This window comes from Nocardia araoensis NBRC 100135, assembly GCF_000308435.1.
In the GTDB taxonomy this organism is placed as follows: domain Bacteria; phylum Actinomycetota; class Actinomycetes; order Mycobacteriales; family Mycobacteriaceae; genus Nocardia; species Nocardia araoensis.
The window spans coordinates 1-11,929 of sequence record NZ_BAFR01000087.1 but is presented as its reverse complement, the minus strand read 5'-3'; the positions used below and the strand labels follow the sequence as shown (position 1 = coordinate 11,929).

Annotated in this window: 9 protein-coding genes; 7 read left to right on the top strand and 2 right to left on the bottom strand. The window is 69.6% G+C overall.

Translation table 11 applies throughout. The annotated features are described in order from the left end of the window. Positions 1–1,240, bottom strand: a 1,240-nt coding sequence (locus ON21_RS11580; protein WP_039797817.1) for an acyl-CoA dehydrogenase family protein, incomplete at its 3' end; no start/stop codon positions are given. A 102-nt stretch (positions 1,241–1,342) separates the two neighbouring features. Between ON21_RS11580 and ON21_RS11575 the strand changes: the two genes are divergently transcribed. Genes ON21_RS11575 through ON21_RS11565 form a run of 3 tightly spaced genes read left to right on the top strand, consistent with a single transcriptional unit; the run spans position 1,343 to position 4,556 of the window. Beyond that, positions 1,343–1,996: a TetR/AcrR family transcriptional regulator gene (locus ON21_RS11575; protein WP_039797815.1), complete on the top strand. Its 654-nt coding sequence runs from the start codon at positions 1,343–1,345 to the stop codon at positions 1,994–1,996. Beyond that, entirely contained in the window at positions 1,996–2,928 is a 933-nt protein-coding gene (locus tag ON21_RS11570; RefSeq protein ID WP_039797822.1) for an ABC transporter ATP-binding protein, read from the top strand. Before ON21_RS11575 ends, ON21_RS11570 begins: the two co-directional genes overlap by 1 nt. Continuing rightward, complete coding sequence (locus ON21_RS11565) at positions 2,925–4,556, top strand: ABC transporter permease (RefSeq protein WP_039797814.1); 1,632 nt, start codon at positions 2,925–2,927, stop codon at positions 4,554–4,556. The genes ON21_RS11570 and ON21_RS11565 overlap by 4 nt, the downstream gene beginning before the upstream one ends. Before the next feature lie 174 nt (positions 4,557–4,730). Here ON21_RS11565 and ON21_RS11560 read toward each other — a convergent pair whose 3' ends face one another. Continuing rightward, the gene (locus tag ON21_RS11560; RefSeq protein ID WP_039797820.1) at positions 4,731–5,585 is read right to left on the bottom strand and encodes an LLM class F420-dependent oxidoreductase; all 855 of its coding nucleotides are present in this window, start codon (positions 5,583–5,585) and stop codon (positions 4,731–4,733) included. A gap of 259 nt (positions 5,586–5,844) precedes the next feature. Between ON21_RS11560 and ON21_RS11555 the strand changes: the two genes are divergently transcribed. From ON21_RS11555 to ON21_RS11540, 4 genes are all read left to right on the top strand, one after another. Then, entirely contained in the window at positions 5,845–7,242 is a 1,398-nt protein-coding gene (locus tag ON21_RS11555) for a threonine/serine exporter family protein (RefSeq protein ID WP_039797819.1), read from the top strand. 106 nt (positions 7,243–7,348) lie between these two features. Further along, complete coding sequence (locus ON21_RS11550; RefSeq protein WP_039797813.1) at positions 7,349–8,005, top strand: biliverdin-producing heme oxygenase; 657 nt, start codon at positions 7,349–7,351, stop codon at positions 8,003–8,005. A gap of 79 nt (positions 8,006–8,084) precedes the next feature. Further along, on the top strand, positions 8,085–9,788 hold the full coding sequence (locus ON21_RS11545) for a bifunctional metallophosphatase/5'-nucleotidase (RefSeq protein WP_051020700.1): 1,704 nt from the start codon (positions 8,085–8,087) through the stop codon (positions 9,786–9,788). Positions 9,789–10,088: 300 nt separating this feature from the next. After that, positions 10,089–11,929 (top strand): SDR family oxidoreductase (locus ON21_RS11540; RefSeq protein ID WP_039797812.1); only part of this gene is annotated, 1,841 nt, incomplete at its 3' end.

Sequence of the window (11,929 nt, the reverse complement as noted above, 5' to 3'; positions counted from 1 at the left end):
CGGCCTTCAACGTGACCAGCCGATTCTCCGTGAGATAGCCCGCACCGCCGCACGCTTCGCGGCATTCCTGGATGGCACGGGTGGCGTGCTCGGTCTGCGCGACCTTCAGGCCCGCCGCGCGCTTCTCCAGCGCCCGCTGCGCCCCCGCCTCGAGGTTCTGGCCGGTCTGCACCAGGTGCATCCGGCGCACCAAGTCGTTCTGCGCGAACGCGAGCGCGTAGGACTTCGCGACCAGCGGCAGCAGGCGGCGTTGATGGCTGCGGTAGTCCAGCAGCACGGTCTCCACGCCGGTGTCCGGATCGGAGAACTGGCGGCGCTGCAACGCGTAGCGCACCGCGATGCTCAAGGCGACGCGCGCGCCCGCCGCCGCGGCGCCACCGACGCTCACCCGGCCGCGGACCAGGGTGCCGAGCGTGGTGAAGAACCGGCGGCTGGGGTTCTCGATCTCGGAGCTGTAGGTGCCGTCCGGGGCGACGTCGGCGTAGCGGTTGAGCAGGTTCTCCCGGGGCACGCGCACGTGGTCGAAGACGATGCGCCCGTTGTCCACGCCCGGCAGGCCGCCCTTGAGGCCGTCGTCGTAGGTGGTCACGCCCGGCAGGTCGGCGCCGTTCTCGTCCCGGATCGGAACCAGCAGGCAATGGACGCCCTTGTTCTCGCCCTGCGTGATCAGCTGCGCGAACACCGCGGCCATCCTGGCGTGTTCGGCCGCGCCACCGATGTAGTCCTTGCGCGCCGACGGCGTCGGCGAGTGCACCACGAACTCTTGGGTCTGCGGGTCGTAGGTCGCCGTGGTCTCCAGATTCGCGACGTCGCTGCCGTGCCCGGACTCGGTCATGGCGAAGCAGCCGAGCAGATCCAGCGAGATCAACCGCTCGATGTACTCCCGGTGCCGTTCGGTGCCGAGATTCTCCACGGCCCCGCCGAAAAGCCCCCACTGGACGCCCGATTTCACCCACAGCGACAGGTCGGCGTACGCCAGCATCTCCAGGCCGACCACCGCGGCGCCCGGCTCACTGGTACCGCCGTTCTCCCGGCGGAAGCCGCGTTCGGCGAAGCCCATCGTGGAGATGGCCTTCATCTGCTCGAGCACCCGTGCCCGAGCGGCCTTGTAGTCCAGATAGGGATCGGCGGTGAACTCCTCCCCCGCCAGCAGGGTCCGGGCTTCCTCCCGGACGGCCGCCCAGGGTCCGTCGAGTGCCGCTCGCAGGTGGTTCGCCGTCGTCGCCGTGCCGCTAGTCATGTCTCGACGATAGCCCCGTACACGGGCGGCAAACCGTGACGCACGACAAGTCGGCGCAACCCCTTGCTAGACCGTTGAACGACTGTTTAATATACTGAACATGTGTTTAACCAACAGCCCGTTCCGCAAGGATCCGCCGAGGATCTGACCACCGCGGCGCGCATTCGCGATACCGCGATCGAGGTGTTCGGCGAACACGGATTCCAGGTCGGAGTCCGCAAGATCGCCGCCGCCGCCGGCGTCTCCCCCGGGTTGGTCAACCATCACTTCGGTTCCAAAGACGGCCTGCGCGCCGCCTGCGACGACCGGGTCCTGCAGTTGATCCGCGACGAGAAGGTGAAAGCGATCACCGCGACCTCCATGAAGGCGGGCATGCTCGACGCCTTGGCCGAGGTCGAGTCGTACGCGCCGCTGGTCGCCTACATGGTGCGCAGCCTGCAGGCGGGGGGACCGATGGCGGAATCACTGTTCGAGCACATGGCCGCCGATGCCGAGGGATACCTCGAGAAGGCGGTCGAGGCGGGCAGGGTCAAACCGAGCCGCGACCCGGCGGCGCGCGCCCGATACCTGATGATGCTGAACGTCGGCGCGACCATGCTGTACATGCAGATGCGCCAGCACCGCGACGAGACGATCGACTATCGCAAGGCGATTCGCGAACTCACCGAAGAACTCACCCCACCGGCCCTGGAGTTCTACACCCAAGGGCTGCTCACCGATCCCACGATCTTGGACACATTCACCAAGGAGAAGTGATGTCCGACATCATCGAAGTCCGCGACCTGCGCAAGACTTTCGGTCACGTCACCGCGCTCGACGGCCTCGACCTCACCGTCGCCGACGGCGAGATCCACGGCTTCCTCGGCCCCAACGGCGCGGGCAAGTCCACCACCATCCGGGTACTGCTCGGCATTCTGCGCGCCAGCGGGGGGCAGGCTCGGCTGTTCGGCCGCGACCCGTGGGTCGACGCGGTCGCGCTGCACCGTGAATTGGCTTATGTGCCAGGCGATGTCACGCTCTGGCCCGCGCTGTCGGGCGGGGAGACCATCGATCTGCTGTCCCGGATGCGGGGCGGCCTGGACGAGAAGAGGCGCGACGAGCTGATCGAGCGGTTCGATCTCGACCCACGCAAGAAGGCGCGCACCTACTCCAAGGGCAACCGCCAGAAGGTCGCGCTCGTCGCGGCGCTGGCCTCCGACGCGCCGCTGCTGCTGCTCGACGAGCCGACCTCGGGACTGGACCCGCTGATGGAGCAGGTCTTCCGGGAGTGCGTGCGCGAGGCGCAGGAACGCGGCGCGACCGTCCTGTTGTCCAGCCACATCCTGTCGGAGGTCGAGGTGCTGTGCGACCGGGTGACCATCATCCGGGCCGGACGCACGGTGGAGAGCGGGTCGCTGTCGGATCTGCGCCACCTGTCGCGCACGTCGATCACCGCCGAATTGACCGGGGACGCCGGCGATCTGAGCCGGATCCCGGGTGTCGAGGACATCGAACTCGACGACCACACGCTGCGCTGCCAGGTCGACAACGAGCACCTCGGCGAGTTGATCCGGGTGCTCGGCGATGCGGGTGTGCGCAGCCTGACCAGCACGCCGCCGACGCTCGAGGAGCTGTTCCTGCGGCACTACCACGTCGACGGCCACGGCGCCGAGTCCGGCGCGGCCACCGGGGAGAAGGTGCGAGCATGACCACCGCCATCGCCGGCCGCGCCGCGGCGCCGGCATTCGGCGTATCCGGCGACTTCGCGGGCACCGGGCAATTGCTGCGGCTGTACCTGCGGCGCGACCGGATCGTGCTGCCGCTGTGGACGCTGCTCATCGGGCTGATGCCCGCGTTCCAGGTCGTCAGCATCAAGGGTCTCTACGACAACCAAGCGTCCCTGGACAGCTTCGCCCGGACAACGGCGGACAGTCCCGCGCTGATCGCCATGTACGGCCCGGTGTTCAGCTCGGCGCTCGGGTCGATCGGCACCTGGAAGGCCGGCGCCATGTACACTATGATCGCCATCGCCACGGTGCTCACGGTGATCAGGCACACCCGCGTCGAGGAGGAGACCGGACGCGCGGAACTGGTGGGCGCCACCAGTATCGGACGCTACGCCGGTCTCACCGCCACCCTGCTCATGACCTATTCGGGAGCGTTGCTCGCCGGAATCGTGTGCGCCGTGTCGCTGTACGGCACCGACCTGCCCGCCGCGGGATCGGTGGCCTTCGGCTCCGCCCTGGCGGCGTCCGGCATCGTCTGGGCGGCTGTCGCCGCGGTCGCCGCCCAGGTCAGCGCCGGTGCCAGGGTCGCGCGCGGCGTGGCGTTCGGCGCGCTCGGCGCGGCCTTCGCCCTGCGGGCCGTCGGCGACGCCGGAAACGGTGTGCTGTCCTGGTTCTCGCCGATCGGCTGGTCGCTGCAGATCCGCCCGTACGCCGAGGAACGGTGGTGGGTACTGCTGCTCTTCGCCGCCCTCGGGGTGCTCGGCACCGCCGCGGCTTACGCGTTGCTCGGCCATCGCGACGTCGGTTCCGGGCTCATCGCCGAGCGTCCAGGGCCGTCCGCGGCGGCGGCCATCCTGTCCGGCCCGTTCGGACTGGCCTGGCGGTTGCAGCGCGGCACCCTGCTGGCGTGGACGGTGGGCTTCGCGTTGTACGGCCTGCTGATCGGCGGCGCGGTCAACAGCATCGGCGACATGCTCGACGGCAGCGCGTCCATCCGTGACATGGTCACCCGGATGGGCGGCTCACAGCAGCTGCAGCAGTCCTTCGTCACCTACGCGATCACGATGCTCGCCGCGGCAGCGTCCGCCTACTCGATCTCCGCCGCCCTGCGGTTGCACGACGAGGAGACCAGCGCCAGGGTCGAGGCCACCCTGTCCGGCGCTGTCGGACGGGTCCGCTACGCGCTGAGCCACATCGGCTTCGCGCTGCTCGGCCCCGCCGCGGCACTGCTGGTCGCCGGGCTGGCGATCGGCGTCGTCTACGGCGCCGCGGACGGCGACCTCGGCACGAAACTCGGCCAGTCGCTGGCCGCCGCCACCGTGCAGGTGCCCGCGGTGTGGGTGGTCACCGGCATCGCGGTCGCGATCTACGGCGTCGCACCGCGGTTCGCCCCGGTCGCGTGGGGTGTGCTCAGTGCCATGGTGGTGATCTTCTTCGTCGGCTCGCTCGACGGCCTGCCGCACTGGATGCTCGATCTCGTGCCGTTCGTCCACCCGCCGAAGGTGCCCGGCGCCGAATTCCGAGCCCAGCCGCTGCTGTGGCTGCTCGCGACCGCCGCGGTCCTGCTCGCTGTCGGCATCGCCGCCTTCCGCCGCCGCGACCTGCGCTGACGGCGTCCTCCGTGGCCCGCGCGAACCCGCTTCGCGCGGGTCACTCCCGGTCGGAATGCCTTTCGCCGCGCGGCGCGACCGGCGCGTCGGCTGCCCCGCCGCACCGTACAGCCGCCACCGGTAAGTGCCGACCGTTCCGCAGACGCGGCTGGTGTCGCCGCGTGCCGAGCCGTGTCACCCGGCGTGCTCGATTCCCAGCTTCCCGGCCAGGCGCGTGAGGTAGGCGCGCACGTCGTCCGCGGGGCGGTCGGGTAGTCCGAAAACCGCTTCCGTGACACCGGATTCGGCCCAGCGCGCCAGTTGCGCCGCGTCGTGCCGCCCGGCGAGCGCGATCACCTCGGGACGGTCCGCACGCCCTTGCTCGCGCCAGATCCGGTGCAGTAGAGCGATCTTCTGGTCCAGGTCGTCCTCGGTGGGCGTGGTGATCCATCCGTCGGCGTGCTTGGCCAGCCAGGTGAAGTTCTTCTCGGTACCCGCCGCGCCGAGCAGGACCGGAATGCGCTTCTGCACCGGCTTCGGCCAGGACCAGCTGGCGCCGAAGGTGACGAACTCGCCGTCGAAGTCTGCTTCCTCCTCGGTCCACAGCACACGCATGGCTTCCAGATGCTCTCGCAGCACCGTCCTGCGCTTGCCCGCGGGCACGCCGTGGTGGGCCAGTTCGTCGGTGTTCCAGCCGAATCCGACGCCGAGGCTGACCCGGCCGCCGGACAGATGATCCAGCGAGGCGATGGTCTTGGCCAGCGTGATCGGATGGTGTTCGGCGGGCAGCGCCACCGCGGTGGACAACCCGATGCGCTCGGTCACGGACGCGGCGGTGCCGAGCGCGACCCACGGGTCCAGGGTCCGCAGATAACGGTCGTCGGGCAGGCTCGCGTCGCCGGTGCGCGGATGCGCCGCGGCGCGCACCACCGGGATGTGCGTGTGCTCGGGCACATAGAACGTGTCGAATCCGGCACGCTCGGCGGCGACTGCCGCATCCGCGGGGGTGATGCCCCGATCGCTGGTGAACAACACGATTCCGTACCGCACCGTACGCGCTCCCATCGCCGAAATTAGAACAAGTTCTACCACGGATCGGCGGTCCGACCAAGGGCGGTCGCGGCCGGCGCGCCCGCCGCGACCCGCACGGATGCCGAAAAGTCATCGGATGACTAGGTTCGCCTCCATGAGTCCTGAGGCAACTTCCGTAGGAGATGTCACCACCGGACGGGTGGATCACCTCGGCTGGCGTCGCGGGCTTCGCCTGCGGCGCGCCCGGCCGATCCCGGTCGTCACCCAGGCCGTCGGCATGCTGGTCGCGGACCGGCAGGCGACCGCGGACACCATCGTCACCGCGCCGACGCCGTTGCAGCCGATCGACCTCACCGACGACGCGAGGGTCGCCGAAGTCCTCGACCTCGCGGTCCGGGTCGGCGAAGTCGTGCTGGCCTCCGGCACCGGCGTGGTGGACACCACCACCACGGTGCGGTTCATCGCCGCCACCTACGGGCTGTCCCGGTGCAGCATCGACGTCACCTACGACGCCATCCGCATCTGGGCCGATCGCGGCCCCGCGCTGCCGCCGGCCAGCACCATGCGGATCGTGCACTACCGCGCCCTGGATTTCACCCGGCTCGCCGCCGTCGACCGGCTGACCCGCCGGATCCGCAACGAGGTGGTCCCGCCGGATCAGGCCCGCGCCGCACTCGACGCGATCACCTCGGCGCCGCACCCGTACCACCGCTGGACCGCCACCGCGGCGTGGTCGCTGATGGCGGCGGCGATCGCCGCGCTGCTCGGCGGCGGCGCCCTCGTGGCCGCGGTCAGTTTCGCGACCACCGCGGCGATCGACCGCACCAATCGCGTTCTCAATCGCTACGGGCTGCCGTTCTTCTTCCAGCACATGGTCGGCGGCGCCATCGCGGCGATCCCGGCCATCGTGCTGGCGAGTCTGGCCGTGCGCCTGCGGATCGACGTCGACCCGACCCTGATCATTGCGGCCGGGATCACCGTGTTGCTGAGCGGACTGCAACTGGTGGGCTCGGTGCAGGATGCGATCACCGGCGCGCCCATCACCGCAACGGCCCGCATGCTCGAGGTGATGATGATGACCGGCGGCATCATCGCGGGCATCGCGTTCACCCTGCGCATCGCCGATCTGCTCGACGCCACCGTGCCGCCGGTCTACCTGACCTCCGCCCGCGACATCACCGACCTGCCGGTGAAGATTCTGGCCGGTGCGGTGGCGGCACTGGCGTTCGCGCTCGCCTGCTATGCCGAACGCCGGGCGCTGGCCGCCGCGGCGGGCAGCGGCGCCGCGGGCATCATCTGCTTCGTCCTCATCCAGGAGGCGGGTTTCGGCCCCGTGATCTCCTCCGGCGTCGCCGCGACGCTGGTCGGCTTGGCCGGTGGCCTGATGGCCCGCCGCGCGCTGACACCGCCGCTGGTCGTCGCCGTCGCGGGCATCACTCCGCTGCTTCCCGGTCTCAAGGTCTACCGCGGGCTCTACGCGCTGCTGAACGACGAACTGGTGATCGGAGGCAATCAGCTGCTGTCGGCCTTCGGCATCGGCTGCGCGCTGGCCGCGGGCGTCACCCTCGGCGAGTGGTGCGACCGCACCGTGCGCAGGCCGCGGATCCTGCGCCGGTTCGGCTCGCTGCGCCGCCCGATCGTCCGGCGCCGCCGCCGATCGGCGCCCGCGCACTGAGCCGCGAGGTGCATGCGCGCCCAACCCCCGCCCGGTACCCTCTTATCGAACTGGTCAGGGCTCGCGATCCGGTGGCGGCCCCGGTGTGAGGTGAGGTGGTTCGGACATGTCGGAAGCAGTACCGTTCTCGGCGCAGATCCGCACCGCCACCGCGCAACAGCATGCGGAGGCGGAGAACTCCCGCTTCATGAGCGACATGCTCGGCGGGTCGCTCGGCGTCGACTCGTATCACCGCTACACCGGTCAGCTCTGGTTCATCTACCGCGCGCTCGAACAGCGGTGGGCGACGCTGGCCGACGACCCGGTGGCCGGGCCGTTCATCCGGCCCGAGCTGGCCCGTACCGCCGAACTCGAGCGCGACCTCACGCATCTGCTCGGTCCCGGCTGGCGAACCGGCCTGGAACCGCTGCCCGCCACCGCCGCCTACGCCGAACGCATCGACGAGTGCGCGCGCGACTGGCCCGCCGGGTACATCGCCCACCACTACACCCGTTACCTCGGCGACCTGTCGGGCGGACAGGTCATCCGCGGCACCGCGGAGAAGTTGTGGAACCTGCCGCATCGCGGCGACGGCGTCCGCTTCTACGTCTTCGACGGCGTCGGCAATCCCGCGGCGTTCAAACGGGAATACCGTGGCCTGCTCGACCAGTTGCCGCTCGACGACCTGGAGCGCCGCCGCGTGCTCGACGAGGGCAGGCGCGCCTTCGCGATGAACACCGCGGTCTTCGAGGAACTCGCCGAGGAATTCCCGGCCGCGCAGTAGTCGGCGCGGCGCATCGCGCTGCGCGAAGCCGCATTTCGACCGCCGTGCGCGAACGTCGCCGACGTGGGACAGTCATGGTATGAGAGCGCGCCGTCGCATCGCCGTGGTTCTTGCCGTTCTTGTCGGTGTCGGTCTGGTGGGGGGTTGCGGCACGACGTCCGATCCCGGCCCCGGTCCCGGCTCGTCGCCTGCGGCCGGGATCGTGCCCCTGATCTCGACGAACGACCTGCGCGCGGCCCAACCGGACGAGGTGCACCTGTTCGGCTTCAATGATCTGCACGGGAATCTCCAGCCGCCGAGCGGATCCAACGGCAAGATCGCGAACTACGACGCGGGTGGAGCCGCGTATCTCGCCACTCATCTCGCCCGGTTGAAGGCCGCCTATCCGTCCAGCGCCGTGCTTGCGGCCGGGGACAACATCGGGGCCAGCCCGCTGATCTCCAGCCTGTTCCACGACGAGCCGACGATCGGCTTCCTCGACAACGTGGGCGTGGCCGCGTCCGCGGTCGGCAATCACGAATTCGACGACGGCGTCCTGGAATTGGCGCGCCTGCAACGAGGCGGGTGCGCCTTCGACGGATGTTCTCCCGGCGCCCCGTTCACCGGCGCGAAGTTCTCCTATCTGGCCGCGAACGTCACCGACGCGCAGGGCAACCTCCCGCCCGCGCTGCGCCCGTGGACCATGCTGGAGGTGGGCGGCCATCGGATCGGCGTCGTCGGCACGGTCACGCCAGAGACCGCGAGTATCGTTCTGCCCGAGGGCATCCGGGGTTACCTCTTCGGCGACGAAGCCGCCGCGATCAACCGCTACGTGCCGGAACTGAAGGCGGCGGGCGCCGAGGCGATCGTGGCGCTGGTGCACGACGGCGGTTCCCAGCGGCCGGAGCCGAACGCGGCGCTGGACTACAACGGGTGCGCGAACGTCACCCCGAACGTGACGGGACTGGCCGAGCGGATCGACCCCGCGGTCCGGGCGGTGTTCACCGCCCACAGCCACCAGCCGTACGTGTGCACCATCGGCGGCAAGGTGATCACCCAGGCGGCCTCGTACGGGCGGCTCATCACCGACGTCACGCTGCGTTTCGGCGCCGACGGCGTGCAAGCATCGGCGGTCAACCGCGTGGTGACCCGCGAGGTCACGCCCGACGCCGCGACGACCGCGCTGATCGACTTCTACACCGAGCAGTCCCGGCCGCGCGCGGGCCGTGTGGTCGGCGCGGCCGCGAACGCCCTCCCGCACGACCCGCGCCCGGCGGGCACCTCACCATTGGGCGATGTGATCGCCGATTCCATGCTGTCGGTCACGGCGGGTCCGGCCGCCGCCGTCGCCGCCTTCATGAACCCGGGTGGCGTGCGCGCCGATCTGAAGCAGGGACCGGTCACTTACGGCGACCTCTTCACCGTCCAACCGTTCGGCAACCAGGTCGTCACACTCACGCTGACCGGCAGCCAGATCCTGCGCCTGCTGGAACAGCAGTGGAACAACTCCGGCAGATCGACGATTCTGTCCCCGGCGGGGATCGGCTACACCTACTCCGATACCGCCCCCACGGGCGCGAAGGTTGTCGCAGACAGCGTCCGCATCGCAGGTCAGCCGCTCGATCCGGTCGCCACGTATCGCGTCACGACCAACAACTTCCTCGCTTCGGGAGGCGACGGATTCACCGTCTTCACCGAGGGGTCCGACCCCGCGGTGGGCCCGACCGACTTGGACGCCTTCGAGGCGTTCCTGCGCGACAAACCCCCACTGCAGGCGCCGCCCGCCCGCGTCGAGAAAAAGTAGCCCGATCGGACGCTGTTCAGTTGCTGGACGACCGACCAGAACGCAGGTAACTGGAAATCTTTGTAACACATACCGTTTGACCTGCGCAGACGGTGACCAGTCCCACAGGGTGAACGGGCCATGATCGCTTGCCGGGTCCGTACGCGGTCGATTACTGTTCAGTAATAAGTCAGGACGAAGGTGTTCCTACTTTCGGCCCGACGTCTGTCGCTGGGGGCCGAATCACGCTGTCCGCATCCATTGCCGCATGCCGGATGACTTGTGCGACAACAAGTTTCGACTGAACAGCAGGAGAGTGCGATGGCCACTTACATCGTGACGGGCGGAACCGGTTTCCTGGGCAGGCGGGTTGTGCAAGACCTGCTGGACAACGACGCCGAGGCGATCGTCCACGTGCTGGTGCGCGAGACCTCACTGGGCAAATTCACCGATATCGCGGCGGGCTGGCGGGGCGCCGAACGGGTCTACGCGCTGATCGGCGATCTCACCGCCGAAGGGCTCGGCCTGGCGTGCGAGGCGCCGCAGGCGGACCACATCGTTCACCTGGGCGCCGTCTACGACATGACGGCCGACGAGGACACCGCGCACGCGGCCAACGTCACCGGCACGCGCTCGGTGCTGGATCTGGCCCGTGAACTGGGCGCGGTGCTGCACCACGTGTCCTCGGTGGCGGTGGCGGGCGACCACAAGGGCAAGTTCTTCGAGGAGGACTTCGACCTCGGGCAACAGCTGACCTCGCCGTATCACCGCACCAAGTTCGCCGCCGAGAAGCTGGTCCGCGAGTCGCGCGGCGTGCGCTGGCGGGTCTATCGGCCGGCGATCATCGTGGGCGATTCCCGCACCGGTGAGATGGACAAGATCGACGGCCCCTACTACTTCTTCGGCGCGATCGCGCGGCTCGCCACGCTGCCGTCCGATCTGCCGTTGCCGCTGCCCGATCTCGGCGCGACGAATATTGTTCCGGTCGACTATGTTTCGGCCGCGATGGGGGAACTGATCCGTCGCCCCGGGCTGGACGGACGGACCTTCCACCTGGTCAACCCCGACCCGCAGCCCTTCAGCGAGGTGTACCGCGCGCTCGCCGCCGCGGCGGGCGCCCCGACCGGCGTTGGCACGGTGCCGGGCAGCGGCTTGGCGCTCAGCGGCCTCGCGCACATCCCCGGCGTCACCGCCGTGCGCGACTTCCTGCTCGAGCAGGTGGGCATCCCCGCCGAAGTGGCTCCACACACCTCGTTCTCCGCGGAGTTCATCAGCGACTCCACCCGGGCCCAGCTGCGCAGCTCCGGTCTGACCGTGCCGTCGTTCGACAGCTACGCCGAGCGGTTGTGGCAGTACTGGCGCGACCACCTCGACCCGCAGCGCGGCCGCGTATCGGTCACCGGCGATCCGCTCGCCGGACGGATCGTGCTCATCACCGGAGCGTCCTCCGGCATCGGGCTGGCCACCGCGCACGCTGTCGCCCGGCGCGGCGCCACGGTGCTGATGGTGGCCCGCGGTCACGACGATCTGGCGGCCGCCGCCGAGGCGGTGCGCGCCGAAGGCGGTGTCGCCCATACCTACCCGTGCGACATCACCGACTCCGAAGCGGTCGAGAAGCTCGTGCAGTGCGTCCTCGACGATCACGGCCACGTCGACTACCTGGTGAACAACGCGGGCCGCTCGATCCGCCGCTCGGTGCTCAACTCCACCGACCGGATGCACGATTTCGAGCGCACCATGGCGGTGAACTACTTCGGCGCCGTGCGGCTCATTCTCGGACTGCTGCCGTCGATGCGGGCGCGCCGCTTCGGGCACGTGGTCAACATCTCCTCGATCGCGGTGCAGACCAAGGTGCCGCGGTTCGCGGCGTACGTGGCGAGCAAGTCGGCGCTGGACAACTTCAGCGATATCGCGGCGGTGGAGAACCGGGATGCCGGGATCACCTTCACCTCGGTGCGGATGCCGCTGGTGCGGACCCCGATGATCGCGCCGACCGACCTGTACCGCTCGCTTCCGGTGCCGGATCCGGATCAGGCCGCCGCGATCGTGGTGCGCGCGCTCGAGGACCGGCCGCACCGCATCGACACACCCGTCGGCACCTTCGCTCAGGCGGTCGAGTTGCTGATGCCTTCGGTGAAGCGTCAGATCATGCACCAGGGCTT

What these genes read in the sequence shown, in the direction of transcription:
- ON21_RS11570 (WP_039797822.1), top strand. Translation starts at nt 1,996, where the DNA reads ATGTCCGACATCATCGAAGTCCGCGACCTGCGCAAGACTTTCGGTCAC.
- ON21_RS11565 (WP_039797814.1), top strand. Translation starts at nt 2,925, where the DNA reads ATGACCACCGCCATCGCCGGCCGCGCCGCGGCGCCGGCATTCGGCGTA.
- ON21_RS11555 (WP_039797819.1), top strand. Translation starts at nt 5,845, where the DNA reads ATGCTGGTCGCGGACCGGCAGGCGACCGCGGACACCATCGTCACCGCG.
- ON21_RS11550 (WP_039797813.1), top strand. Translation starts at nt 7,349, where the DNA reads ATGTCGGAAGCAGTACCGTTCTCGGCGCAGATCCGCACCGCCACCGCG.
- ON21_RS11545 (WP_051020700.1), top strand. Translation starts at nt 8,085, where the DNA reads ATGAGAGCGCGCCGTCGCATCGCCGTGGTTCTTGCCGTTCTTGTCGGT.